At 71.7% G+C, this 24,419-nt stretch carries 24 protein-coding genes; 17 read left to right on the forward strand and 7 right to left on the reverse strand.

Annotated elements, in window-relative coordinates; all coding sequences use genetic code 11:
- Positions 1-9: 9 nt before the first annotated feature.
- The 7 genes from ABZ815_RS08120 to ABZ815_RS08150 are packed head-to-tail and all read left to right on the forward strand — an operon-like array spanning position 10 to position 7,190.
- A complete protein-coding gene (locus ABZ815_RS08120; RefSeq protein ID WP_357695275.1) occupies positions 10-906 on the forward strand; it encodes a sugar ABC transporter permease in 897 nt (298 codons plus the stop codon).
- Between the two features lie 5 nt (positions 907-911).
- A complete protein-coding gene (locus ABZ815_RS08125) occupies positions 912-1,736 on the forward strand; it encodes a carbohydrate ABC transporter permease (protein WP_357695420.1) in 825 nt (274 codons plus the stop codon).
- On the forward strand, positions 1,733-2,734 hold the full coding sequence (locus ABZ815_RS08130; RefSeq protein WP_357695277.1) for a hydroxyacid dehydrogenase: 1,002 nt from the start codon (positions 1,733-1,735) through the stop codon (positions 2,732-2,734). The genes ABZ815_RS08125 and ABZ815_RS08130 overlap by 4 nt, the downstream gene beginning before the upstream one ends.
- Before the next feature lie 45 nt (positions 2,735-2,779).
- Positions 2,780-4,861, forward strand: coding sequence for a right-handed parallel beta-helix repeat-containing protein (locus ABZ815_RS08135; protein ID WP_357695279.1), 2,082 nt, complete (start codon positions 2,780-2,782; stop codon positions 4,859-4,861).
- Positions 4,862-4,865: 4 nt separating this feature from the next.
- Positions 4,866-5,645, forward strand: coding sequence for a hypothetical protein (locus tag ABZ815_RS08140; RefSeq protein ID WP_357695281.1), 780 nt, complete (start codon positions 4,866-4,868; stop codon positions 5,643-5,645).
- A 58-nt stretch (positions 5,646-5,703) separates the two neighbouring features.
- Positions 5,704-6,462: a hypothetical protein gene (locus ABZ815_RS08145; RefSeq protein ID WP_357695283.1), complete on the forward strand. Its 759-nt coding sequence runs from the start codon at positions 5,704-5,706 to the stop codon at positions 6,460-6,462.
- Positions 6,463-6,497: 35 nt separating this feature from the next.
- Entirely contained in the window at positions 6,498-7,190 is a 693-nt protein-coding gene (locus tag ABZ815_RS08150; RefSeq protein WP_357695285.1) for a hypothetical protein, read from the forward strand.
- On the opposite strand, the gene ABZ815_RS08155 is transcribed toward ABZ815_RS08150, so the two are convergent.
- The gene (locus tag ABZ815_RS08155; RefSeq protein ID WP_357695287.1) at positions 7,157-7,954 is read right to left on the reverse strand and encodes an SGNH/GDSL hydrolase family protein; all 798 of its coding nucleotides are present in this window, start codon (positions 7,952-7,954) and stop codon (positions 7,157-7,159) included. The genes ABZ815_RS08150 and ABZ815_RS08155 overlap by 34 nt on opposite strands.
- A complete protein-coding gene (locus ABZ815_RS08160) occupies positions 7,951-8,526 on the reverse strand; it encodes a PadR family transcriptional regulator (RefSeq protein ID WP_357695288.1) in 576 nt (191 codons plus the stop codon). Before ABZ815_RS08160 ends, ABZ815_RS08155 begins: the two co-directional genes overlap by 4 nt.
- Before the next feature lie 255 nt (positions 8,527-8,781).
- Between ABZ815_RS08160 and ABZ815_RS08165 the strand changes: the two genes are divergently transcribed.
- From ABZ815_RS08165 to ABZ815_RS08175, 3 genes are all read left to right on the forward strand, one after another.
- The gene (locus ABZ815_RS08165) at positions 8,782-10,503 is read left to right on the forward strand and encodes an ABC transporter ATP-binding protein (RefSeq protein WP_357695290.1); all 1,722 of its coding nucleotides are present in this window, start codon (positions 8,782-8,784) and stop codon (positions 10,501-10,503) included.
- Positions 10,504-10,698: 195 nt separating this feature from the next.
- Positions 10,699-12,348, forward strand: coding sequence for a urocanate hydratase (hutU, locus tag ABZ815_RS08170; RefSeq protein WP_357695291.1), 1,650 nt, complete (start codon positions 10,699-10,701; stop codon positions 12,346-12,348).
- 69 nt (positions 12,349-12,417) lie between these two features.
- Positions 12,418-13,251, forward strand: a complete 834-nt coding sequence (locus ABZ815_RS08175; RefSeq protein WP_357695293.1) for a MurR/RpiR family transcriptional regulator — start codon at positions 12,418-12,420, stop codon at positions 13,249-13,251.
- On the opposite strand, the gene ABZ815_RS08180 is transcribed toward ABZ815_RS08175, so the two are convergent.
- From ABZ815_RS08180 to ABZ815_RS08190, 3 genes are read right to left on the reverse strand one after another with little or no spacing between them, the layout of a single operon-like run.
- A complete protein-coding gene (locus ABZ815_RS08180) occupies positions 13,231-13,980 on the reverse strand; it encodes an ABC transporter permease (RefSeq protein ID WP_357695295.1) in 750 nt (249 codons plus the stop codon). The genes ABZ815_RS08175 and ABZ815_RS08180 overlap by 21 nt on opposite strands.
- Positions 13,977-14,930 (reverse strand): ATP-binding cassette domain-containing protein, encoded by a 954-nt coding sequence (locus tag ABZ815_RS08185; protein WP_357695297.1) that lies wholly within the window; start codon positions 14,928-14,930, stop codon positions 13,977-13,979. Before ABZ815_RS08185 ends, ABZ815_RS08180 begins: the two co-directional genes overlap by 4 nt.
- Before the next feature lie 8 nt (positions 14,931-14,938).
- Entirely contained in the window at positions 14,939-15,472 is a 534-nt protein-coding gene (locus ABZ815_RS08190; protein WP_357695299.1) for a PadR family transcriptional regulator, read from the reverse strand.
- Between the two features lie 54 nt (positions 15,473-15,526).
- Between ABZ815_RS08190 and ABZ815_RS08195 the strand changes: the two genes are divergently transcribed.
- The 5 genes from ABZ815_RS08195 (at position 15,527) to ABZ815_RS08215 (ending at position 20,979) form a co-directional block, all read left to right on the forward strand.
- Positions 15,527-16,213: an SDR family oxidoreductase gene (locus ABZ815_RS08195; protein ID WP_357695301.1), complete on the forward strand. Its 687-nt coding sequence runs from the start codon at positions 15,527-15,529 to the stop codon at positions 16,211-16,213.
- Between the two features lie 33 nt (positions 16,214-16,246).
- Positions 16,247-17,416 (forward strand): allantoate amidohydrolase, encoded by a 1,170-nt coding sequence (locus ABZ815_RS08200; RefSeq protein WP_357695303.1) that lies wholly within the window; start codon positions 16,247-16,249, stop codon positions 17,414-17,416.
- A complete protein-coding gene (locus tag ABZ815_RS08205; protein WP_357695305.1) occupies positions 17,407-18,729 on the forward strand; it encodes a formimidoylglutamate deiminase in 1,323 nt (440 codons plus the stop codon). Before ABZ815_RS08200 ends, ABZ815_RS08205 begins: the two co-directional genes overlap by 10 nt.
- On the forward strand, positions 18,726-19,931 hold the full coding sequence (hutI, locus tag ABZ815_RS08210; RefSeq protein WP_357695307.1) for an imidazolonepropionase: 1,206 nt from the start codon (positions 18,726-18,728) through the stop codon (positions 19,929-19,931). The genes ABZ815_RS08205 and hutI overlap by 4 nt, the downstream gene beginning before the upstream one ends.
- 106 nt (positions 19,932-20,037) lie before the next feature.
- Complete coding sequence (locus tag ABZ815_RS08215; protein ID WP_357695309.1) at positions 20,038-20,979, forward strand: sigma-70 family RNA polymerase sigma factor; 942 nt, start codon at positions 20,038-20,040, stop codon at positions 20,977-20,979.
- Positions 20,980-21,229: 250 nt separating this feature from the next.
- On the opposite strand, the gene ABZ815_RS08220 is transcribed toward ABZ815_RS08215, so the two are convergent.
- Positions 21,230-21,796 carry a TetR/AcrR family transcriptional regulator gene (locus ABZ815_RS08220; RefSeq protein ID WP_357695311.1) on the reverse strand — a complete coding sequence of 189 codons (567 nt, stop codon included), beginning with the start codon at positions 21,794-21,796 and terminating at the stop codon, positions 21,230-21,232.
- Between the two features lie 78 nt (positions 21,797-21,874).
- Here ABZ815_RS08220 and ABZ815_RS08225 point away from each other — a divergent pair, with 78 nt between their 5' ends.
- Positions 21,875-22,678: an alpha/beta hydrolase gene (locus ABZ815_RS08225; protein ID WP_357695313.1), complete on the forward strand. Its 804-nt coding sequence runs from the start codon at positions 21,875-21,877 to the stop codon at positions 22,676-22,678.
- 10 nt (positions 22,679-22,688) lie between these two features.
- Entirely contained in the window at positions 22,689-23,453 is a 765-nt protein-coding gene (locus ABZ815_RS08230; protein WP_357695315.1) for an MOSC domain-containing protein, read from the forward strand.
- Here ABZ815_RS08230 and ABZ815_RS08235 read toward each other — a convergent pair.
- Positions 23,437-24,357 (reverse strand): iron-siderophore ABC transporter substrate-binding protein, encoded by a 921-nt coding sequence (locus ABZ815_RS08235; RefSeq protein WP_357695317.1) that lies wholly within the window; start codon positions 24,355-24,357, stop codon positions 23,437-23,439. The two genes, ABZ815_RS08230 and ABZ815_RS08235, sit on opposite strands and share 17 nt — an antisense overlap.
- Positions 24,358-24,419: the final 62 nt, after the last annotated feature.

Raw genomic sequence — 24,419 nt, forward strand, 5'->3', positions numbered from 1 at the left:
AGGCAGCTTGTGACTCCTCCAGCAGGAAGCGGTCGCGGCGGCGAAGGGTGGCGGCGGCGGGGGGCGATCCTGCTGTTCGTCGGGCCGTTCTTCGCGCTGTTCGCGGCCGTCATCGTGGCCCCGCTGGCCTACGCGGTCTACCTCAGCCTGTTCAGCGAGAAGTCGTCGGGGCTGGGCTTCGGCGGCGCGGAGACCGTGTTCGTCGGGCTCGGCAACTACCTGGACACGCTCAGGGACTCCGCGTTCACCGACGGCTTCCTGGTCATCCTCGGCTACTGCGTGCTGTACATCCCGCTGATGATCGGCGGCGCGCTCGCGCTGGCGCTGCTGCTCGACTCCGGGCTGGCCAGGCTGGGCAAGTTCTTCCAGCTCGCGCTGTTCATGCCGCACATCGTGCCCGGCGTGATCGCCGGGCTGATCTGGCTCTACCTGTACCTGCCCGGCATCAGCCCCATCGTGGACCTGCTCGGCGACGTCGACTTCCTCGGCGGCGACCACGTGCTCGGCTCGGTGGTCAACATCGCGCTGTGGGAGTGGGTGGGCTACAACATGATCATCTACTTCGCGGCGCTCCAGGCCATCCCGGCCGAGGTGGTCGAGGCGGCCAGGATGGACGGCGCGGGCCCGCTGCGCGTCGCGCTCCAGGTCAAGGTGCCGCTGATCCGCGGCGCCGTGGTCACCACCGTGCTGTTCACGATCATCGGCTCGCTGCAGCTGTTCACCGAGCCGATGGTGCTCGACAACGTCAGCGACGGCGTGGTCAGCACCTGGACGCCCAACATGTACGCCTACAACGAGGCGTTCGGCAACAACGACTACGGCCAGGCCGGCGCGGCCTCCATCCTGCTCGCGCTGCTCGCCGCCGTGCTGTCCTACGCCGTCACGAAGTGGGGGAACCGCCGGTGAAGTGGATGTCCCGCGCCACGGTCAACGTGCTGCTGATCATCTCCGCCCTCTACACGCTGCTGCCGCTGACGTGGCTGCTGTTCGCCTCCACCAAGTCGCTGTCCGACCTGTACTCGACGCCCGGCTTCTCCTTCGCCGGCTTCAACCTGTTCGAGAACATCAGGGCGGTCGCACGGGAGGGCGACGGCGTCTTCTTCCGCTGGTACCTCAACAGCGTCCTGTACGCCGGTCTCGGCGCGGCGGTCAGCTCGTTCGTCACCGTGATGTGCGGCTACGCCTTCGACAAGTACTCCTGGTTCGCCAAGGAGAAGATGTTCGGGCTGGTGCTGCTCGGCGTGCTGGTGCCGACCACCGCCACCGCCGTGCCGCTGTACCTGCTGGCCTCCAAGGTCGGGGTGGTGAACACGTTCTGGTCGGTGTTCGTGCCCGTGCTGGTCCATCCGTTCGGGGTCTACCTGGCGCGGGTGCTGTCGTCCGGGTACGTGCCCGGCGAGGTGCTGGAGGCGGCCAGGTCCGACGGGGCCGGCGAGCTGCGCACGTTCGCGTCCGTGGCGCTGCCCATGCTGCTGCCGGCGTACGTGACGATCTTCCTGTTCCAGTTCACCGCCATCTGGAACAACTTCTTCCTGCCCCTGGTCATGCTGAGCGACCAGCGGCTCTACCCGCTCAGCCTCGGCCTGTACGGCTGGGAGAAGCAGGGCCACGCCTTCCCCGAGTTCCACAGCCTCGTGATCACCGGGTCCCTGCTGTCCGTGGTGCCCCTGCTGCTGGTGTTCGTGTCCCTGCAGCGCTTCTGGAAGGCCGGGATGACGGCGGGCAGCGTCAAGTGAACGAGCTCTCGGGGGAGAACATGAACAAGCCGGTGACCGTCGTCGCCATGGCCGCGGAGGTCGCCGGGCGCATGCTCACCGGCGAGGTGCGGGCCCGCCTCGACCGGCTGGCCGACGTCCGGGCCGAGGTCGCCGCGTTCGACGACGCCGACCTGTCGCGGACCGAGGTGCTGTTCACCTCGTGGGGCTGCCCGCCGGTGACCGCCGAAGTGCTCGCCCGCGCGCCGCGGCTGCGCGCGATCGTGCACGCGGCGGGCTCGGTCAAGCACCACGTCACCGACGCCTGCTGGGAGCGCGGCATCACGGTCTCCTCGGCCGCCGCGGCCAACGCCGAGCCGGTGGCCGAGTTCACGCTCGCGTCGATCCTGTTCGCGAACAAGCGGGTGGTCGACATCGCCCGCGCCTACCGCGCCCGGCGGGCCAACGACGACTGGGACGCCCGCTTCCCCGGCTTCGGCAACTACCGGCGGGTCGTCGGGGTCGTGGGGGCGTCCAGGATCGGGCGGCGGGTGATCGAGCTCCTGCGGCCGTTCGACTTCGAGGTGCTGGTCAGCGATCCGTACCTGGGGGAGGACCTGGGGGCGCGCAGGGTCGAGCTGGACGAGCTGGTCGCCCGCTCCGACGTGGTCAGCCTGCACGCGCCCGACCTGCCGGAGACCCGCCACCTGATCGACGCGCGCCGGCTGGCCGCCATGCGCGACGGCGCCACGCTGATCAACACCGCGCGGGCCGCCCTGGTCGACCAGGACGCGCTCGTCGCCGAGCTGGTGACCGGCCGGCTGTACGCGGTGCTCGACCACACCGAGCCGGAGTTCCTGCCCGCCGGGTCCCCCCTGTACGACCTGCCGAACGTGCTCGTCACGCCGCACATCGCCGGCTCGCTGGGCGGCGAGCTGGCCAGGATGGCCGACCTCGCGCTCGACGAGCTGGCCCGGCACGCCCGCGGGCTGCCGTTCGAGCACGGCGTCGAGCCGGCCACGCTCTCCCGTTCCGCCTGAACCCTCTGCTTCCCGTTTCGCCTGAACACCCCCCGGAGAGGAAACATGCGTCTTCAGTTAGTCGCGGCCCTGGTCGTGGCGGCCGGACTGGTCGCCACCCCCGCGGAAGCGGCCGCCGCCAGGAACTTCTTCGTCGACTGCCAGGCGCCGGACGGCGGCTCGGGGCGTCATGCCGCCGGACCGCTGAACAGCCTGGACGCCGTCAACGCCATCACCTTCCGCGAGAAGGACACGATCAAGTTCAGGGCCGGGACCGTCTGCGCGGGCCGGCTCGAACCCGTCGGCTCCGGCACGGCCGCGCACCCCGTCGTCTTCACCTCCTACGGCGAGGGCCCCAAGCCGATCATCCAGGGCGACGGCGGCGAGTGGGCCGTCCACCTGGTGGACAACAGCTACGTGACGCTGGAGAAGCTGCACATCACCAACCCGGCGGCCACCACGGCCAAGCGGACCGGCGTGCAGTACAACTCCACCACCCCCGAGCCGAAGGCCGGGCTGGTCCTGCGGGACCTGGAGGTCTCCGACGTCGCGGGCTGGGGCAACAAGACCGGGACGAACGGCTCCTGGTTCTCCTACTCGGCCGGCATCAGCATCCAGGCGCTGCCCGAAGGGCGGGTCGGCTACCTGGACGGCATCACGATCACCGGCAACTACGTGCACGACACGGGCGGCGGCGGCATCAAGATCAGTCGCAAGGGCACCGACTACCACCGGAACGTGCTCATCGCCCGCAACACCATCCGCGCGGTGGGCGGCGACGGCATCGTGGTGCACGCCTCGGACCGGCCACTGGTGGAGCACAACCTGTTCGACGAGGGCGGCGCCGGGAAATACCCGTACGTAGACGGAAATTTCGCGGGAATGTGGCCGATCAACTCGGTTGACCCGGTATTTCAGTACAACGAGGTGACCCGCCAGCGGCCCACCATCTTCGACTCCACGGCCTGGGACTGCGACGGCGGCATCAAGGGCTCGTGCGTCTACCAGTACAACTACTCGCACGACAACGCCGGCGGCTTCTACCTGGGCTGCCAGAGCTGCACCGAGTTCCCGAACTACAAGGCCACGGCCATCCTGCGGTTCAACATCGCCCAGGACGACTGCCGCATCGCGGGCAACGCCTCCGGCGACAACACCAGCCCGCTGTGGTTGTACAACAACACGTTCTTCTGCCCGTCGCAGAAGCTCGACGTGGCCGTGCCCACCGGGAACTCGAAGATCGTCAACAACATCTTCTACGCGCCGTCCGGCACGCTGCCCTCGGCCCCCGGCATCGGCTACGACTCCAACGTCTACCACGGCGGCGTGACCATACCGGCGGCGGACGCCCGCGCGGTCACGGCCGACCCCGGGCTCGCCGCCCCCGGCACCGCCGACGGCGCCACCGACGTGGACGGCTACAAGCTGCTCGAAGGCTCGCCCGCACTCGCCTCCGGCGCGGTCGTGGACGGCCTCGGCGAGCGCGACTACTTCGGCAACCAGGTCGCCGGAACCGTCTCGCGCGGGGCCTACAACGGGCCCGCCGCCGCGCCGGTCGTGTTCGGGTCGGTCGAGGAGGCGTACAACAACGTCGCGGTCAGCTCCGACCTCAACCCCAACGTCGGCGGCTTCTCCACCAGCGGCCGCAGCTACTCCGGCCAGGGGCTGGAGAAGGCGGGCCTGACACCGGGCGGGACCGTGAACGTGCTCGGCGCCGACTTCGTCTGGCATCGGCGCCCGTACGGCATGACGGACAACGTCAAGGCCGCCGGGCAGACGGTCGCGCTGTCCGGGCAGGGCGCCAGGCTGGTCCTGCTCGGGGCCGGTGGGCTGAAGGCGCGCGAGGGCGTGTTCAAGGTCGCCTACACCGACGGGACGGTCGAGGAGAAGACCGTGCGGTTCGGCGACCAGTGGGACGCGACCGCGCCCGCCGGAGGCGTGCTCGTGGCCCGCGCCGACTACCACAACATGACGCAGACCAGCTACAAGAACCCGGCCACCGGGCAGACGCGCGAGTCGGGCGTGTCGGTGTTCGGCTACGCGGTGCCGCTCGACGCGTCCAGGACGGTCGCCACGGTGACCTTCCCGGCCGGCAGCCCGCTGGCGAACGCCGGGTTCCACGTCTTCGACATGAAGATCGCGAGCTGACGCCATGACGAGCACCCCGGTCACCGCCCGCCCGCGACGGGCGTCCGATGCGCGCCCGAGGTTCCCGGCGCGGCGGGTCCTGTGGGCGGCTCTCGCCCTGGCCGGGGTGCTCGTCGGCGTGCTCGTCGTCGGCGTCGCGAGGTCCGGGGAGGAGGCCGAAGGCGGCGTTCCCGCGCGGGCGGCGTCCGCGGACGTGGCCGAGGTGCTCGGGATGCGTCCCGGGGACACGGTCGTCACGTTCGAGGGGGAGCCGGTGAGCGGGGCCGAGGTGCTGAGGGCGGCCGAGACCGTCCGCGCCGAGGTGATCTCCGAGTTCGCCGCCCAGGGGCTCGGTCCGGGTTTCTGGGACCGTCCCCGTGACGGCGTCACCCCGGCGCGGCGGCTCAGGGACAGGGCGGTGCGGGCCGCCGTACTGGACAAGGCGCGGCGGATCTGGGCCCGCGAGGCGGGCCTGCTCACCGACGTCGGCGAGCAGGGGTTCCAGCGCGAGCTGGCCGCCGAGAACGCCCGCCGCGCCGCGGCCGCGCGCTCCGGCCGCCCGATCCCCGGCGTCCCGTCCTACGACCAGTACACCTACGCCCGGGTACGGGCCGCCGAGCTGGACTCGGCGCTCGCCAAACTGCACGCGGCCGCCCTGGACCTGTCCGAACGCCGGCTGCGCGCCCAGTACGCCCGCACGGTCGGCCCCGGCGCGCCCCCCTTCGAGCAGGTACGCGACAACCTCAGGCGGCAGCTCGTCATCGACGGCTACGAACGGGCCCTCCAGGCGAGAGCCGCGTCATGAACGCCCACACGGGGGACATACAACGCTCTTCCGGCTCGTACCATCGACTTCGAAGGTCATGGGGAACTGGTTCCAGAGCAACATCGTCGCCACGGGACGGCTGCCGCTGTTCTGCTACTTCGTCATGCTCATCGTGGCCTTCATCGCCACCCGCATCAACGTCCGCCTGATCAGGGCCAAGCTCGGCTGGTTCCGCAACGTCAACGTGGGCGAGATGCACATCCACCACGTCGTGTTCGGCGTCGTGCTCATGCTCGTCGGGGGCGTGTCGGGGCTCATCGTCAACGGCGCCTCGCAGGTCGGGCAGGTGGTCGCCGCCTGCGTGTTCGGCGTCGGCTCGGCCCTGGTGCTCGACGAGTTCGCGCTGATCCTGCACCTGCACGACGTCTACTGGGAGGAGGAAGGGCGCACCTCGGTGGACGCCGTCTTCATCGCCGTCGCCGTGACCGGCCTGCTCCTCATCGGCCTGCGCCCCCTGACCTGGGACTACGGCACGCCCGTCAACCCGGCGGTGCTGATCGTGGGCAACCTCGCGCTGGCGGTGATCACGCTGCTCAAGGGCAAGATCTGGACCGGGATGGCGGGGCTGTTCCTGCCCTTGCTGCTCCTGGTGGGCGCCGTCCGCCTGGCGCGACCCGGCTCCCCGTGGGCCCGCTGGTTCTTCCGCGGCGGACGCTCGCCCCGCAAGCTCGCCACCGCCGTCCACCGTGAGGAACGCTGGCGGCGGCCGGTCATCAGGGCCAAGATCGCGTTCCAGGAGTTCCTGTCGGGGCGGCACGACCTGCCCTCCACCCGGCGCGGCCGTCGGCATACTTGATCCATGACACCGCGTGCGCCCCGGACTCCGCTCTGATGCGTTTACCGCCGTTCCCCGAGCGCCTGCTGCGGGCCCTGTCGCCGGCCGGCGAGCGGCACGGGCTGCTGCTCGCGGGCGGCCACGCCCTGCGCGCCCTCGGCTTCACCGACCGCCTGGTCGAGCGGATCGAGCTGGTGACCGCCGCCGGACAACCGCTCCCGGCCGTCGCCGACGACGTCGTGGCCGCGCTGCGCGCCGGCGGCGTGCTCGCGGAGGTCGCCGAGAGCACCCCGTGGGCGGCCCGCCTGACCGTCGAGGACGCCTCCACCGGCCGGAACGGCGAGATCGTCCTCACCCGCGAGGCGCTGCGCGAGCCCCCGGTCGTGTGCGACGGCCTGCCGGTGGCGGGCGCGGCGGACGTGATCGGGCTGCGGGTGCGCGACCTGCACGAGAGAGGGCTCCCGGCCGACGTCGCCGACGCGGCCGCGGCGGCACAGGAGTTCTCCTTCCGCGACCTCGAACGCCTGGCCGCCGCCCACCTCGACGACTTCTCCCCGCGGGAACTGCTCATGCGGCTGGAGTTCGTCGAGCTCATGAGCGACGAACGCTTCGAGGCCCACGGCCTGGACGAACGGCACATCGCCGACGTCCGTGCCTGCGCGCGGGCATGGGCCGAGGACATCAAGCTGCGCAGGGCCGACGACGGCGACGCCGACTACGACGACCCCGACCTGCCCGAGATCGACTGATCCGGCACGGGCGCGAGCCCCGGGCGCTTGCACACCCGGCCGTCGCCCGACGAACGCCCCCGCATCCGCCGGGCGATCCACGGACCCGCGAACGAGCCCAGCCAGCGCACCTCCGCCGCCGCCGTGCGCAGCCGGCCGGGCGTGGGAAGCACGGGGAGCGGAAGGCTCCAGGTGTCGTCGCTGCCGGGCAGCTCCAGCGCGTACGCCACCGCCGCGGCGAACCTGGCGTGCCCGGCCGGGCTGGCGTGCAGCCGGTCGGAGCTCCACAGCCGCGCGTCGGTCACCGCCGTGTCGGGGAAGGTGTCCACCAGCGTCACGCCGTGCCGGGCGGCGGCCTCGCGGACACGGGCGTTGAGGTCGAGCACGCGCGGCAGCAGCGGCCTGGCCAAGGGCGCGATCCTGCCGATGTCGGGGAACGTCACCGTCACCACCCGGGCGCCCGCCCCGGTCAGCGCCGCGAACATGTGCTCCAGGTCGGCCGCGACGCGGGCGGCGTCGAAACCGGGACGGATGATGTCGTTCATGCCCGCCATGACCGTGGCCAGATCGGGACGGAGCTCCAGCGCGACGGGGAGTTGCTCGGCCCGGATCTGGGCGGCCACCCGGCCGCGCACGGCGAGGTTGGCGTAGAGCAGGGCGGGATTGTCGCGGGCCAGGTGCTCGGCGAGCCGGTCGGCCCAGCCGCGATGGCCGAGGACGTCGTCGCCGTCGCCGAGGCCCTCGGTCTGGCTGTCGCCGAGCGCGACATAACGGGTGTAGGTCACGGCATCTCCTCTGTGGTGCGGGCGGCGCGCTCGCCGAGTGTCCTGGCGGTGCTCAGGCACCAGTCGCGCATCTCCCGCTCCAGGCGGCAGCCGCCCAGGCAGGACAGGTACGGGCCGACGTGCTCGCCCTCGCGCAGAAACGACTCCTCGTCCAGGTCGCCGCGCAGGCGCAGCAGGGTCTTCTCGAAGAACGCGAGCCTGGCGGCGGCCTCCTCGGCGCGGTCGAGGAGCTGGGCGATCAGCGGCGCCGGGTCGAGCCGGTCGGCCGCGTGGACCTTGACGGCCAGGTCGTCGCGGAGGAGCAACGGCTTGGCCGGGGACGCGGCGAAGGCGGCCAGCTCGTCGAGGCCCGCCTGCGTGACCGAGAACAGGCGTTTGTTCGGACGGCCGCGCTGGACCACCTCCCGGCCGGTGACCAGGCCGTCGGACTCCAGCTTCGTCAGCTCGGCGTAGAGCTGCTGGGGGGCGGCGTACCAGAAGTTGGAGACGCCCACGTCGAAGACCTTGGTGAGCTGGTAGCCGCTGTACTCGCCGTCGAGCAGCGCCGCCAGCACGGCGTGCCGCAGCGCCATCAGGGATGCTCAAGACGATGACTACTCATGGACATGACTATAGGGCTGCCCGGCCGCCGACGCCAGAGGAGGACGAACGGCCCCCACAGCGCCGCCGAGCGAGCCGGGCCTCGTTCTGTGGAGGTCGGGTTCTTCTCCTTCTCAAGGAGGAGGCGTCAACGAAAGTTGACATACTTAGGTCGTCAATCTAAGTTGACCCTGTCGCGGCGGTGCGGATTGCGCCGTCCCGTTCGTTGGGAAATTTCGAGAAATGTCGTGAGGGGAGTTGGGGTGCTCAAGGAGCTGCTGGCCTACCTTCGGCCGCACCGGAAAGTCCTGGTCGCGGGCGGTCTGCTCGGGTTGATCGGCTCGGTGGCGGGGCTCGCGATGCCCCTGCTGGCCAAGTACGTCGTGGACGCCTTCGGCGAGGATCGATCGCTGGCCGCGCCGCTGTTAGGCCTGACCGTGGCGGTGCTCGTCGGGGCCGTCGTCTCGGCCGGGGGCACCTACCTGATGGAACGCACCGGCGAGGGCGTCGTCCTCGGGGCCCGGCGCAGGCTCGTCGACCGGATGCTCCGGCTCAGGGTGGCCGACGTCGACCGGCTCAAGCCCGGCGACCTGATGTCGCGGGTGACGAGCGACACCACGCTGCTGCGCGCGGTGCTGACCAACGGGATCGTGGAGTCGGTCAGCGCGGTGTTCATGCTGGTCGGCGCGATCATCATGATGGCCACCATGGACGGCGTGCTGCTGCTGGTCACGCTGCTCGTCGTGGTGGTGATCGGCGGCCTGGTCGCGCTCATCATGCCGAAGATCCAGCGGGCGCAGACGCAGGCACAGGAGGCCGTCGGCGAGATGGGGGCCGTGCTGGACCGGGCGCTTCAGGCGTACCGGACGGTCAAGGCCAGCGGCGCGGAGGAACGGGAGATCGCCGTCGTCGGCGAGGCGGCCGAGCGCGCCCGCGACCGCGGGCTCCAGGTGGCCGGATGGACGTCGCTGGCCGGCGTGGCGACCTGGATGGCCGTGCAGATCGCCTTCCTGTGCGTGCTGGCCGTCGGCGGGTCGCGGGTCGCGTCGGGCGTGCTGGAGGTCTCGTCCCTGATCGCGTTCCTGCTCTACCTGTTCTACCTGGTGCCGCCGATCGGGCAGCTCGTCCAGGGCGCGGTCCAGCTCCAGAACGGGCTGGCCGCCATGCGGCGCATCAAGGAGATCGAGGACCTGCCCGGCGAGCCGGTCGGCGTCACCGTCCCGGCCGACAGCACGCCGGTGGGCCTCCGCTTCGAGGACGTCGTCTTCCGGTACGGCGACGACCGTCCCACCGTGCACGACGGCGTCACCTTCGACGTGCCCGCGGGCGGGCTGACGGCGCTGGTCGGGCCGTCGGGCGCCGGTAAGTCCACGGTGTTCGCCCTGCTCGAACGCTTCTACGAGCACCAGGACGGCCTGATCGCGATCGGCGGCCGCGACATCCGCGACTGGCCGCTCGGCGAGCTGCGGGCCGCGCTCGGCTACGTCGAGCAGGACGCCCCCGTCCTGGCCGGCACGCTGCGGGAGAACCTGCTCTTCGCCGCCCAGGACGCCACCGAGGACGAGCTGCGCCGCGCCATCACCCGCACCCGGCTCGACGACCTGGTCGCCCGGCTGCCCGAAGGGCTCGACACGGCGGTGGGCCACCGCGGCGTGCTGCTGTCCGGCGGCGAGCGGCAGCGGGTCGCCATCGCCAGGGCGCTGCTGCGCAGGCCCAGGCTGCTGCTGCTCGACGAGGCCACCTCGCAGCTCGACGCGGTCAACGAGCTGCGGCTGCGCGAGGTCATCGCCGAGGTGGCGGCCGAGACGACGGTGCTGGTCATCGCCCACCGGCTGTCCACCGTGACGAACGCCGACCGGATCGTGGTGATGGAGGCGGGCGGCGTACGGGCGATCGGCACCCACGCCGAACTGGTGGCAGGCGACGACCTCTACCGCGAACTCGCCGCCACCCAGTTCCTCGTGAGCTAGGGGTACGCGCAGACTCCGCTGCCTGCGGTGGACCGCTGGACGGAGGGACCGTAGGCGCAGACTCCGCTGCCTGCGGTGGACCGCTGGACGGAGGGACCGTAGGCGCAGACTCCGCTGCCTGCGGTGGACCGCTGGACGCGGTCCACCGTAGTCTTCGGGTGACAAAGGTGAATGTGTTCATTCAGGAGGGTCACCATGAGCCGCAGCGTGCGCGCACCGCGAGGCACCACGATCACCGCGAAGGGGTGGCCGCAGGAGGCGGCGCTCCGCATGCTCCAGAACAACCTGGACCCCGAGGTCGCCGAGCACCCCGAGCAGCTGGTCGTCTACGGCGGCTCGGGCAGGGCCGCCCGCGACTGGCCCTCCTTCGACGCGATGGTCAGGACCCTGACCACCCTGGAGGGCGACGAGACGCTGCTGGTCCAGTCGGGCCGCCCGGTAGGCGTGTTCCGCACCCACGAATGGGCCCCCCGGGTGCTCATCGCCAACTCCAACCTGGTCCCCGACTGGGCCAACTGGGAGGAGTTCCGCCGCCTGGAGGCCGCCGGCCTCACCATGTACGGCCAGATGACCGCCGGTTCGTGGATCTACATCGGCACCCAGGGCATCCTCCAGGGCACGTACGAGACGTTCGCCGCGGTGGCCGCGAAGCGGTTCGGCGGCACGCTGGCCGGCACGATCACCCTCACGGCCGGCCTCGGCGGCATGGGCGGCGCCCAGCCGCTGGCCGTCACCATGAACGGCGGCGTCGCGATCTGCATCGACTGCGACCCCCGCTCGGTCACCCGCCGCATCGAGCACCGCTACCTCGACGTGCAGGCCGACAGCCTGGAGGAGGCGCTGCGACTGGCCTACGAGGCCCGCGACGCGCGCCGCCCGCTGTCCATCGGCGTCGTGGCCAACGCCGCCGAGGCGCTGCCCGAGCTGCTGGCCGCGGGCGCCGAGATCGACATCGTCACCGACCAGACGTCCGCGCACGACCCGCTGATGTACCTGCCGCTCGGCGTCGCCTTCGAGGACATGTCCGCCGAACGGGACAAGGACCCGGCCGGTTTCACCGAGCGGGCGCGCACGTCGATGGCCCGGCACGTCGAGGCCATGGTCGGCTTCAAGGACGCCGGCGCCGAGGTGTTCGACTACGGCAACTCCATCCGCGGCGAGGCCCAGCTCGCCGGCTACTCGCGGGCCTTCGACTTCCCCGGGTTCGTGCCGGCGTACATCAGGCCGCTGTTCTGCGAGGGCAAGGGGCCGTTCCGGTGGGCCGCGCTGAGCGGCGACCCGGCCGACATCGCCGCCACCGACCGCGCGATCCTGGAGCTGTTCCCCGACAACGAGCCGCTGGCCAGGTGGATCGCGCAGGCCGGCGAGAAGGTGCACTTCCAGGGGCTGCCCGCGCGCATCTGCTGGCTCGGCTACGGCGAGCGCAACGTCGCGGGCGAGCGGTTCAACGACATGGTGGCCTCCGGCGAGCTCCGGGCGCCGATCGTGATCGGCCGCGACCACCTCGACAGCGGGTCGGTGGCCTCGCCGTACCGGGAGACCGAGGCCATGGCCGACGGCTCGGACGCGATCGCCGACTGGCCGCTGCTCAACGCCATGCTCAACACCGCCTCCGGCGCGGCCTGGGTGTCCATCCACCACGGCGGCGGCGTGGGGATCGGGCGTTCCATCCACGCCGGTCAGGTCACGGTCGCCGACGGCACCGCGCTGGCCGGGGAGAAGCTCAACCGCGTGCTCACCAACGACCCCGGCACGGGCGTGATGCGGCACGTGGACGCGGGCTACGACGAGGCCGCCCAGGTGGCCGAGGCCCGCGGCGTGCGCATCCCGATGCGCGAGTCCTGACGGCCCGCCGTCCCGTCCCCCACGGGGTACGGGGGATGAGAATGCGGGTCGGGGAACGTTGGAGGTGGCGTGGCTGACGGATATCACGGTGGGCTCGGCGTGCTGCTCGACGGCCGGAGGTTGTCGCCGGTGCAGCGCAGGATCGCCCATTACCTGGGCGAGCACCTCGACGAGGCCATCTTCCTGTCCAGCGTCGAGCTGGCCGAGCGGGCCGGGGTCAGCCAGCCGTCGGTGACCAGGTTCGCCATGGTGCTCGGCTTCGCCGGCTACCCCGAGCTGCGTCAGGCGCTGCGCCCGCTGGTGCTCGGCGGCGGCGTGGTCGCGCCGCAGGAGAGCCTGCTGCGGAACGCGATCGACAGCGAGATCCGCAACCTCGCCATGGTGCGCGAGCGGCTGGCCGCGCTCCCGCTCAAGGAGCTGGGCGAGCAGCTCGCCGCCACCGAGCCGCTGCCGGTGCTGGGCCTGCGGGTCTCCTGCGGCCTGGCCACCACCTTCGCCTACTACGCCAGGCGCATCCACCCCGACGTGCGTCTGCTCACCCATGGCGGCTCGGAGCTGGTCGAGGGGCTGCACGCGGCGCGGCGGGCGGGCGCGGAGTGGGTGGTGGCCGTGGTGCTCCCGCGCTATCCGGCCGAGGCCGTCCAGGCGCTGGAGTACGCGGAGAAGCTCGGCCTGCGCGTCGCCGCGATCACCGACAAGCCGGGCTTCCCGGCCGAGGTGGTGCTCGACGGCCCGGTCGGCGACCGTCTGGTGTTCGACTCCCACGCGGCCCCTCTGGCGCTGGCCATGGCCCTGGTGGAGGCCATGGCCGACGCCGCGCCGCTGCGTACCCGGGCCAGGCTGGAGGAGTACGAGCGGATGACCGACGAGGCCGGCACCTTCCTACCCGGCGATCCTGCGTAGCGACCGCATCGACCAGATCGTCGTGAGCACCGCGAGCACGATGAACAGCGCGAACGCGATCGGGATCGACGGGTCGCCGAGCCGCCCGGCGAACAATGCCCGCCCGGCCTCGACCGCGTGGTACAGCGGGTTGACCGGCGCGATCGCCCGCATCCAGCCGGGTGCGAACGAGATCGGGATGAACAGCCCGGCCAGCAGCATGATCGGCAGCATGAACAGGTTGAGCGTCTGCGACATGCCGTTCTCGTCGCGTACGGTCAGCGCCAGCCCCTGCGACAGCCCGGAGGCGAACAGCCCCGTGGCCGCCATGAGCACCAGCACCAGCACCAGCTCGACGCCGCCGATCCGCACGCCCATGGCCACGGCCACGACCAGCACCAGGATGGCCTGGCAGACCAGCACGACCATGTCCTTGGCCACCCGTCCGAGCACGATGGCCGGCCGCCAGGCGGGGCTGACGGCGTACCGTTCGAGCGAGCCGTTGCGCAGCTCGGCGATCAGGCCGAACCCCGAGAACAGCGAGCCGAACACGGCGATCATCATCATCGACGCGGGCGTGAACATGCGCAGGGCGTCGACCGTGCTGCCGCCCGGCGTCAGGTCCTTGAGCAGCGGCGCGAACATCAGCAGGTAGAGCACCGGCTGCAGGATGCCGAACAGCGGCCAGACCGGGTTGCTGAAGGACTTCTTCAGCTCGTAGCCGGTGAACAGGACGAGGTGGCGGATCATGCGGCGGCTCCCGTGTCGCGGAGGGATCGGCCGGTCTTGGCCAGGAAGACGTCGTCGAGCGTGGAGCGGTCGAGCGCGATCGAGCGCAGGGCGATGCCGTGCTCCTCAAGCAGGCGCAGCAGCGCGGGCAGCGTGTGCTCGCCGTCGTCGACGTAGACGCGCAGGGCGTCCTCGTCCACGCGGACCTCGCGGGCCAGGGGCCTGAGCGCCTCGGCGGCCCGCTCGGGCTCGTCCAGCCGCAGCGTGACGACGTCGCCGGAGACCTCGCGCTTGAGCTCGCCGGGCGTGCCCTCGGCCACGATCCGCCCGTGGTCCACGATCACCAGCCGGTCGCAGAGCGCGTCGGCCTCGTCGAGGTAGTGGGTGCTGAGCAGCACGCTCGTGCCGGCCTCGCGGAGCTGCCTGATGCGGTCCCAGAGGTTCGCGCGGTTCTGCGGATCGAGGCCGGTGGTGGGTTCGTCGAGGAAGAGCAGCGGCGGCGCGTGCACCAGCCCGAGCGCGATGGCCACCCGTCGCTTCTGGCCGCCGGAGAGCGTGCGGCCGGGCCGGTCGGCCATCTCGGTGAGGTCGAAACGTTCGAGGACGTCGGCCGTGGCCTGCCTCGGGTCGGCCACGTCGTGGATCCTGGCGGCCATCATGATCTGGGCGCGGGCGCTCGTGGTGTCCTCCACGCCGCCCGCCTGGCTGACGTAGCCGAGCTTGCGGCGCACGGCCCCGGGCTCCGCGCGCAGGTCGTGCCCGGCGATGACGGCGGTGCCGGAGTCGGGCGTGATCAGCGTGGCCAGCATGCGGATCGTCGTGGTCTTGCCGGCGCCGTTGGGGCCGAGGACACCGAAGATCTCACCTTTTTCGACGTCGAGGTCGATGCCGCGCACGGCCTCGACGGTCTGGGAGCCCTTGCGGCTCCTGGTGGTGAACGTCTTGCGTAACTCGCGTGCTTCTATGATCACCGTTCTCCTCAGGGCAGTTCGTCCTTCTCGACCCGTGTGATCGCGCCTTCGACCCAGTCGAGCTGGGCCTGGAGCACGGCCTGGGTCAGGCGGAGGTTCTCGTCGAGGTGCCTGGGCTCGCCGTAGCGCTGCTTGGTGCCGTACGCGTGGTCGATCGTCTCGATGTTCAGTCGCAGTTGTCGGATCCTGCCATGCAGGGCGTCGAGAATCTCCTGCTTTTCCAGCCGGTTCATGAACGTCAGCGCGACCTGGAAGGGGTCCACGACGGGCCGCACCTCCGACCAGCTCTGCATGAGCAGCCGGTGGAACTCGTAGCGGCCGGCGTCGGTCAGCTCGTAGACGACCTTGCCGCCCTTCCCGGCCTCGACGACCGCGAGCAGACCCTCGTCGGCCATCTTGCCCAGGCCGTGGTAGATCGAGCCGAAGGCGACGTTCGCCCAGGCGTCGGCGCCCATCATCTCCAGCCGGCGGCGGACGCCGTAGCCGTTCATGGGGCCGTCGAGCAGGGAACCGAGGATCAGGATGCGCGTTGACACCGACATGACTCAATTTTGTACTCAAATTTGAGGGATCGTCAAGGTCATAAACTCGGCGGCATGACTGAACGACCGATCGCGCTGGTCACCGGCGCTTCCCGTGGTGTGGGCGAGGCCGTGGCGCGGGCTCTGGGCCCCACGCATCACCTCATCCTCGGTGGCAGGGACGAGTCCGCGCTCGCGAAGCTGGCCGCCGAACTGCCCGACGCGCGGCCCTGGCCCGTCGAGCTGACCCGGCTCACCGAGGCCGACGTCGCCGGCGTCGAGCGGCTCGACGTGCTCGTGCACAGCGCCGGGGTCGCGATGCTCGGCCGGATCGCCGACCAGCCGGCCGACAACTGGCGCACGACGATGGAGCTCAACGTCGTGGCGGTCGCCGAGCTGACCCGGCTGCTGCTGCCCGCGCTGCGCCGCGCCCGGGGGCACGTCGTCTGCGTGAACTCCGGGTCGGGGCAGCGGGCCAACCCCGAATGGGCCTCGTACGCGGCCAGCAAGTTCGCCCTGCGCGCCTTCGCCGACGCGCTGCGCCTGGAGGAGCCCGAGCTGCGGGTCACCACCGTCTACCCGGGCCGGGTGGCCACCGACATGCAGCGCGGCGTACGCGCCCAGGAAGGCGGCGCGTACGAACCGGACAAGTACCTCACCCCGGAGAGCGTGGCGCGGGCCGTGCTCGCCACGATCAACGCCGGACCCGACGCCCACCTCACCGAACTGACCATCAGACCGAGCGCGGGCCCGGTCAGCTGACATCTGAATGAATCCATTCACTACAGTGGACCCATGCTTGAACCACTCGCGCACATAGGACGAGATCCCCGCTCCGGCGGGTACGTGAGAGACGCCTGGTCGGCCGCCGACATGGAGCTACGCGGGTGGTTCGCGGGCGAGGCCGCGCGCCGCGGGCTCGACCTGCGGGAAGACCGCAACGGCAACCTCTGGGCCTGGTGGGGCGACCCGTCGGGCCGTCCGGGCGTCGTCACCGGCAGCCACCTCGACTCGGTGCGCCACGGCGGCGCCTTCGACGGCCCGCTCGGCGTGGTGTCCGCCTTCGCCGCCCTCGACCTGCTGCGCGAACGGCAGGTCACCCCGGGCAGGCCGGTCGGCGTCGCCTGCTTCACCGACGAGGAGGGGGCCAGGTTCGGCATGCCGTGCATGGGCTCCCGGCTGCTCACCGGCGCGCTCACGCCGGAACGCGCGCTCGCGCTCACCGACGACGAGGGTGACACGCTGGCCGACGTCATGGCGCGGGCCGGCCGCAAGCCGGAGGCCATCGGGCGCGACGCCGAGACCCTGGCCACCGTCGGCACGTTCGTCGAGCTCCACGTCGAGCAGGGCCGCGGCCTGGTGCACGAGGGCCGGCCGGTGGGCGTGGCCAGCGCCATCTGGCCGCACGGCCGGTGGCGCTTCGACTTCCACGGCAGGGCCGACCACGCGGGCACCACCCGGCTGGCCGACCGCGACGACCCGATGCTGCCCTTCGCCCGCCTGGTGCTGGCCGCCCGCGAGGCGGCCGAGCGGCACGACGTGGTGGCCACGGTCGGCAAGACCCGCGTCTCGCCCGGCAACGCCAACGCCGTCCCCGGCCTGGTCTCGGCCTGGCTGGACGCCCGCGGTCCGGCGGAGCCCGCGGTCCGCGCCCTGGTCGAGGAGCTGTCCGCGGCGGCCGGGGCGGACGTGCGCGAGGAGTCATGGACCCCCGAGGTCGCCTTCGGCGCCGCGCTGAGGGACCGGCTGGCCCGCGTGGCCGGCGGCGACACGCCCGCGCCGATCCTGCCGACCGGAGCGGGTCACGACGCCGGGATCCTCGCCACGGCGGGCGTCCCGAGCGCGATGTTGTTCGTACGCAACCCCACCGGCGTGTCCCATTCACCCGAGGAGCACGCCGACCAGGCAGACTGCCATGCGGGAGTGGTGGCACTCGCGGACGTGCTGGAGGATCTGTGTCGCTGACCTACTGGTGCGAGCAGGCCTGGTTGCCCGACGGGGTCGCCCATGGCGTCCTCATCGAGGTCGAGGGCACCCGGATCGCCCGGATCGCCCGTGGCGAGCCCGGCTCGGCCGAGCGGCTGCCGGGCCTGACCATCCCCGGCCTGGCCAACGCCCATTCCCACGCCTTCCACCGGGCCCTGCGCGGCGCCACCCAGCGCGGCAAGGGCGACTTCTGGACGTGGCGCGACCAGATGTACGAGGTCGCGGGCAGGCTCGACCCCGATACCTACTTCCAGCTCGCCAGGGCGGTCTACGCCGAGATGGTGCTGGCCGGGGTGACCTGCGTGGGCGAGTTCCACTACCTGCACCACGCCCCCGACGGCCGCCCGTACGAGGACAGGAACGTGATGAGCCACGCGCTCATCCAGGCCGCCCGCGAGGCCGGGCTGCGCATCACGCTGCTCGACACCTGCTACCTGTCGGGCGGCATCGGCGTGCCGCTGTCGGGCACCCAGCTGCGCTTCAGCGACGGCAGCGCCCACGGCTGGGCCGCCCGCGCCGACGAGCTGGCCGCCGCCTACGAAGGGCAGCACGACGTCGAGATCGGGGCCGCCGTCCACTCGGTGCGCGCGGTGCCGCCCGACCAGATGCCGGTGGTGGCCGAGTTCTCCCACCGGCACGCCGCCCCGCTGCACGCGCACGTCTCCGAGCAGCGCGCCGAGAACGCGGCCTGCGCCGAGACGTACGCCGCCACGCCGGTCCAGATCCTGCACGAGCGCGGCGTGCTCGGCCCTCGCTCGACCGCCGTGCACGCCACCCATCTGACCGACTCCGACGTGGAGCTGCTCGGCCAGTCGGGCACGTACATCTGCATGTGCCCCACCACCGAGCGCGACCTGGCCGACGGCGTCGGCCCGGCCAGGGCGGCGGCCGACCGGGGCACGCAGATCACGCTCGGCTCCGACGGCCACGCCGTGATCGACCTGTTCGAGGAGGCCCGCGCGGTCGAGCTCGACGAGCGGCTGACCAGCGAGCGGCGCGGCCACTGGAGCGCCGCCGACCTGCTCACCGCCGCCACCGGCACCGGGCACACCTCGCTCGGCTTCGCCGACGCGGGTCGGCTCATCCCCGGGGCGTGGGCCGACCTGGTGTCGGTCCGGCTCGACTCGGTGCGCACGGCGGGCGCCGGCGGGCTGGAGGCGGTGGTGTTCGCGGCCACGGCCTCCGACGTGCACTCGGTGGTCTCCGGCGGCCGCAGGGTGGTCGCGCAGGGCCGCCACGAACTGGGCGACGTCGGACACATGCTCGCCGAGGCGATAGGAAAAGTGCGATGACCACACCGACCACACCGACCACACCGACCACACCGACCACGCTGACCACGCTGACCACGCCGACCACGCTGATCGACGGGATCGGGCTGCTCTACACCGGCGACCCCGAGCGCGAGGAGATCACCGACGCGGCGTTGGTCGTCGAGGACGGCGTGGTGGCTTGGCTGGGCCCCGCCGCCCAGGCGCCCGACGCCGACGAGCGCGTGCACGTCGGCGGCCGGGCCGTGCTGCCCGGGTTCGTGGACAGCCACGCCCACCTGATCTTCGCCGGCGACCGCACGGCCGAGTTCGAGGCCCGCATGTCGGGGCAGCCGTACACCGGCGGGGGCATCAGGACGACCGTCGCCGCCACCCGCGCGGCGAGCGACGCCGACCTGGCCACGCACGCCCGCGCCCTGGTGGAGGAGATGCTCGCCCAGGGCACCACCACCGTGGAGATCAAGAGCGGCTACGGCCTGTCCGCCGAGCACGAGCGCCGCTCCCTGGAGATCGCCACCACCCTCACCGACGAGACCACCTACCTCGGCGCGCACGTCGTGCCCGAGGGCGCCGACGCCGACGACTACGTCCGCCTGGTGACGGGCGAGATGCTCGACGCCTGCGCCCCCTACGCCAAATGGGTGGACGTCTTCTGCGAGCGCGGCGCGTTCGACGGCGACCAGACCAGGGAGATCCTGAACGCCGGGATCAAGGCCGGGCTCCAGGCCCGCGTGCACGCCAACCAGCTCACCGAGGGGCCCGGCGTGCGCATCGCCTGCGAGCTGGGCGCGGCCTCGGCCGACCACTGCACCCACCTGTCGGCGGCCGACGTCGACGCGCTGGCCTCCAGCGGGACGGTCGCGACGCTGCTGCCGGGGGCCGAGTTCTCCACGCGGTCGCCGTACCCGGACGCGCGGCTGCTCATCGACGCGGGCGTCACGGTCGCGCTGGCCACCGACTGCAACCCGGGCTCGTCGTTCACCTCGTCGATGCCGTTCTGCGTGGCGCTGGCCGTACGGGAGATGGGGATGACGCCGCTGGAGGCGGTGCGGGCCGCCACGTACGGCGGGGCCCGCGCGCTGCGCCGCACGGACGTAGGGTGGTTGCGTCAGGGAGCCCGCGCGGACCTCGTCGTGCTCGACGCCCCCTCCTATGTCCACCTGGCGTACCGACCCGGCGTTCCCCTTGTCCACCAGGTGTTTCAGGCCGGTCTCCTCCTTTAGGAGGACGTCCAAGACCCTCCCTCTGGCGTAGCTGTTTAGGGAATCTTTGCTTCCGGCCGGACGTTGGCGGGATATAGGACGCAGCTGCGGAACGAGGTGCCAGGGGATGGCAAGGCCTACGGGGAGTCGCACGCAGGAGCAGCACGTCGCTGACCGCGACCTGCTGGGGACGTATCTGGCCGAGATAGGCCGGGTCCCGCTGCTCACGGCGGAGGAAGAGGTGGAGCTCGCCAAGAGGATCGAGGCGGGCCTGTTCGCCGAGCAGCTTCTTGACAGCGGAGGCTCCGAGCCGCGGATCGGGGACGCGGCCGACGAGGAGCTGGAACGCCTGGCCGTCTCGGGCCAGCGGGCGAAGGACGAGTTCATCCAGGCCAACCTGCGCCTGGTGGTGGCGGTGGCCCGGAAGTACTCGGGTCGGGGGATGCCGCTCATCGACCTGGTCCAGGAGGGGAACCTGGGCCTGGTGCGAGCGGTCGAGAAGTTCGACTACCGGCGGGGGTACAAGTTCTCCACCTACGCCACGTGGTGGATCAGGCAGTCGGTCGGACGGGCCATCCACGAGCAGGCCCGTCCGGTCCGGCTGCCGACGCACGCCGGCGAGCAGATGACCAGGCTGATGCGGGTGCGCCGCGACTTGCTCGCCGAGTTCGACGCCGAGCCGACCGACGGCGACCTCGCCGAGATCCTCGACCTGCCGATCGAGCGGGTGCGCGAGCTGCGCCGCTGGGCCTCCGACCCGGTGTCGCTGCAGCTCGGCGTGGGCGACGAGGACGAGACCGAGCTGGGTGACATGATCGCCGACGAGACGTGGGCCGATCCCGAGCAGCAGGCCATCGACATCCTTGAGCGCGAGCGGCTCGACCAGTGGCTCACCGACCTGGAGGGCGACACCAGCGAGATGCTGCGGTGGCGCTACGGGCTGGTCGACGGGCGCGAGCACACGCTGACCGAGGTGGGGGAGCGCTACGGCATCGGCCGCGACCGCGCCCGCCGCATCGAGCGCGACGCGCTGGCCCGCCTGCGCCGCATGGCCAACGCCGCCGCCTGACCTTCTTCGCGGCTTCCGCCCTTCTGGGCGTCTTCGGCGCCGCCGCCCGCATCCGGGCGGCGGCGCCGCCGCATCCGGATGCCTCCGGCGTCCCAGGGGCCCGCGGCGTGACGAAGGCCCGCGGGCGGCGACCCGTTCCAGGGGCCTGTGACGTAACCAGGGCCCGCTCGTTCCAGGGCTGTGGTTGTTCTGAGGGCCGCTTGTTCCAGGGGCTGTGGTTGTCCGGGGACCGCTCGTTCCTGGGGGTCTGTCACGGTCTGAGGACGCGGCGCAGGAACTCCTCGACGGCGGACTCCGCCGTGGCCGTGTCGCCGCCTCTGGCGACCAGCAGGGCGCTCTCGTTGATGGCGGCCAGCAGCATGTGGGCGTGCAGGTCGACGAACTCGTCGGGCACCGCCCCGGTCGCCTGGAGGGCCGCCTTCAGCATGCCGAACGAGTAACGCTCCTCCATCGCCCGCCAGCTCTCCCACCCGAGCACGGCGGGCGCGTCGATGAGCACGATGCGCCGGATCACCGGATCGCCCGCGAGCCTCACCCAGGCCAGCGCCCCCGCCCGCAGCGCCGCCGCGGGGTCGCCGATGCCGCGCACCGCCTTGGCGATCTTGACGCCGACGGCCGACTCCGTGGCCTCCAGCACCGCCTCGAACAGCGCGTCCTTGCCCGCGTAGTGGTGGTAGAGCGCCCCGCGGCTCAGCCCCGACTCCTGCAGCACGGTCTCGATCGACGTGTCGTCGTAGCCCCGCTCGGCGAACAGCCGCGTGGCGATGGCGAGGACCTTGTCGCGGGTGGCCGCGCCGCGCTCCGCCTTGAGGTTCATGCCCCCACTCTAGACAGACCGACCGACGGTCGGTAATTTTCTAGACCGACAGTCGGTCTGTAATCCCAAGGAGTGGAAGTGGACGGCATCACCTACATGGACGTCGGCCGGGGCCCGGTCGCCTTGTTCGTGCACGGCGTGGGCACCAGCTCGTACCTGTGGCGCAACGTCGTCGCCGAGCTGCGCGACGAACGCCGCTGCGTGGCCATCGACCTGCCCCTGCACGGCGGCAGCGACCCGCGCGACGACCTGTCCATCCCCGCGCTGGCCGAGGCCGTGGAGGAGCTGTGCGCCGGTCTCGGCCTGGACGAGGTGGACCTCGTGGCCAACGACACCGGCGGCGCCGTGGCCCAGGTGTTCGCGGTGCGCCACCCCGCGCGGCTGCGCTCGCTCACCCTCACCAACTGCGACGTGCACACCAACACCCCGCCCGAGGCGTTCAAGGACACCGTCGAGCTGGCCGTCAGGGGCGAGCTGGCCGGGCTCGTGGCCGCCGTGCTGGACCATCCCGAGCTGCTGGCCCGGACCGCCCTGGGCGCCGGCTACGAGCGCATCGACGACCCCGCCGCGCTGGTCGACGCCTACCTGCGCCCGATCCTGGCCAAGCCCGGCGGCGGCCGCGCCTTCGAACGCCTGCTGGCCTCGATCGACGCCGCGCACCTGGTCGCCATCGAGCCCCAGCTCACCGTGCTCACCGTGCCGACGCTGGTCGTGTGGGGCACCGGCGACACGTTCTTCGACGTGAGCTGGGCCCACTGGCTGCGCGACACGATCCCCGGCGTGAAGGAGGTCGTCGAGATCGAGGGCGGGCGGCTGTTCTTCCCCGACGAGCGGGCCGCCGAGCTGGTCCCCCACCTGCGCCGTTTCTGGGGCCGGCCGTAGGCTCCGGATCATGTACGTCGAAACGTTGCGCCGCTATCCGGTCAAGTCGATGCTGGGCGAGGAGATCGCCGAGAGCGAGGTGACCGAGCGCGGCCTGACCGGCGACCGGGCCAGGGCGGTGCTCGACGTCGCCACGGGGAAGATCGCCAGTGCCAAGAACCCCAGGCTGTGGCGCGACCTGCTGACCGTCGAAGGCGCCCGCGCGCCGGGCGACGAGGAGCTGTCGAAGCTGCTCGGCCGCGAGGTGCGGCTGATCGACGTGCCGCCGGAGGGGGCCGAGCTGGAGCGGTCGGTGCCCGAGCGGGTGCTGGCCGAGGGCATCGAGGCGGAGGTGCCGTACACGGTGGGTACGCTGGGCGGGGCCTCGCCGGAGGGCACGTTCTTCGACTTCGCGCCCCTGCACCTGATCTCCACAGCGACGATCGACCGCATCGGCGAGCTGAGCCCGCGCGGGCACGTCGAAGCCCTCCGCTACCGGCCCAACCTGATCATCAGGACCGACGTGGAGGGCTTCGCCGAGAACGACTGGGTGGGGCGCGAGCTGCACGTCGGGCACGAGGTCGTGCTCCAGGTCATCGTGGCCAGCCCGCGCTGCGCGGTGCCGACGCTGGCCCACGGCGCGCTCGGCCGCGACACCGAGGCGCTGCGCGTGGTCGCCCGGCACAACCGGGTCCCGGTGCTCGACGCCGGGCTCCAGGCGTGCGCGGGCGTCTACGCGCGGGTGCTGCGCCCCGGCCGGATCGTCCAGGGCGACCCGGTCAGGCCAGCGGGCTGAGGTACTTCTCCAGGTCGTCGAGGATCTTGCCGGCGGCGGTGACGCCGATGCCGGTCATCCAGATCTCGTCGTCCACGTCGTGCGCGTGGCCGGCCTTGACCGCGGCCAGGTTCTTCCACAGCGGGCCGCCGGTCACCGTGGCCTGCGACTTGGCGGCGGCCTCGCCGTAGGCGCTGTAGAAGATCGCGTCGCCGTCGGCCTGGGCGATGTTCTCCTGGCTCAGCTTGCCGAAGCGCTTGTCGTCCTGGTCGGCCAGGCGCTGGACCTCGGGCCGCTGGACGCCGGCGTCGCCGACCACGATGCCGCTGAACGACTCGGGGCCGTACATGCGGATCTCGGTGGGCATGAAGCGCACGATGCTCACCGAGAGCTTCGAGAACTTCGCGCCCACCTCCTTGGCCCGCTGCTCGTAGGACGACAGCAGCCCGGACGCCTGCTCCTTCCTGCCCAGGGCCTCGGCGTCCAGCAGGAAGTTCTCCTTCCAGGTGATGCCCACCTTCTCCGTGAACACGGTCGGAGCGATCTTGCTGAGCTTGTCGTAGAAGGCGGCCTGGCGGAACTTCGTGCCGAGGATGAGGTCCGGCTTGAGCGCCATGATCGCCTCGATGTTGGGCTGCTGGAGAGTGCCGACCGGCTTGGTGGCCGACAGCGCCGAGCCGAGGTACTCCGGCCAGGTCTGGTTCTCGCCCGCCTGGGCCGCGCCGACGGGGGCCATCCCGAGGGAGACCATCGTGTCCAGCTTGTCGGTGTCGAGCACGACCACCCGCTTGGGGGTCATCGGAACTTTGCTCTCGCCCATGGCGTGCTTGACCGTCCTGGTGGGGCCGGCGTCCTGCGTGCCGGTCGAGGTGCCGCAGGCGGCCAGGGCGAGGACGGGGAGCAGGGCCAGAAGCCGGAGACGCATGAGGGATTCCTTGATCTATTAGGTTAGGCAATCCTAAGTATCTCATGGCCGGATCGAAGCGT

The organism is Nonomuraea sp. NPDC047529 (assembly GCF_040642995.1).
Lineage (GTDB): Bacteria > Actinomycetota > Actinomycetes > Streptosporangiales > Streptosporangiaceae > Nonomuraea.

Excerpts from the sequence above, each read along its gene's own strand:
- ABZ815_RS08125 (WP_357695420.1), top strand. The coding sequence starts at position 912 with ATGTCCCGCGCCACGGTCAACGTGCTGCTGATCATCTCCGCCCTCTAC.
- ABZ815_RS08135 (WP_357695279.1), top strand. The coding sequence starts at position 2,780 with ATGCGTCTTCAGTTAGTCGCGGCCCTGGTCGTGGCGGCCGGACTGGTC.
- ABZ815_RS08140 (WP_357695281.1), top strand. The coding sequence starts at position 4,866 with ATGACGAGCACCCCGGTCACCGCCCGCCCGCGACGGGCGTCCGATGCG.
- ABZ815_RS08145 (WP_357695283.1), top strand. The coding sequence starts at position 5,704 with ATGGGGAACTGGTTCCAGAGCAACATCGTCGCCACGGGACGGCTGCCG.
- ABZ815_RS08150 (WP_357695285.1), top strand. The coding sequence starts at position 6,498 with ATGCGTTTACCGCCGTTCCCCGAGCGCCTGCTGCGGGCCCTGTCGCCG.
- ABZ815_RS08160 (WP_357695288.1), bottom strand. The coding sequence starts at position 8,526 with ATGGCGCTGCGGCACGCCGTGCTGGCGGCGCTGCTCGACGGCGAGTAC.
- hutU (WP_357695291.1), top strand. The coding sequence starts at position 10,699 with ATGAGCCGCAGCGTGCGCGCACCGCGAGGCACCACGATCACCGCGAAG.
- ABZ815_RS08180 (WP_357695295.1), bottom strand. The coding sequence starts at position 13,980 with ATGATCCGCCACCTCGTCCTGTTCACCGGCTACGAGCTGAAGAAGTCC.
- ABZ815_RS08190 (WP_357695299.1), bottom strand. The coding sequence starts at position 15,472 with ATGTCGGTGTCAACGCGCATCCTGATCCTCGGTTCCCTGCTCGACGGC.
- ABZ815_RS08195 (WP_357695301.1), top strand. The coding sequence starts at position 15,527 with ATGACTGAACGACCGATCGCGCTGGTCACCGGCGCTTCCCGTGGTGTG.
- ABZ815_RS08200 (WP_357695303.1), top strand. The coding sequence starts at position 16,247 with ATGCTTGAACCACTCGCGCACATAGGACGAGATCCCCGCTCCGGCGGG.
- hutI (WP_357695307.1), top strand. The coding sequence starts at position 18,726 with ATGACCACACCGACCACACCGACCACACCGACCACACCGACCACGCTG.
- ABZ815_RS08215 (WP_357695309.1), top strand. The coding sequence starts at position 20,038 with ATGGCAAGGCCTACGGGGAGTCGCACGCAGGAGCAGCACGTCGCTGAC.
- ABZ815_RS08220 (WP_357695311.1), bottom strand. The coding sequence starts at position 21,796 with ATGAACCTCAAGGCGGAGCGCGGCGCGGCCACCCGCGACAAGGTCCTC.
- ABZ815_RS08230 (WP_357695315.1), top strand. The coding sequence starts at position 22,689 with ATGTACGTCGAAACGTTGCGCCGCTATCCGGTCAAGTCGATGCTGGGC.
- ABZ815_RS08235 (WP_357695317.1), bottom strand. The coding sequence starts at position 24,357 with ATGCGTCTCCGGCTTCTGGCCCTGCTCCCCGTCCTCGCCCTGGCCGCC.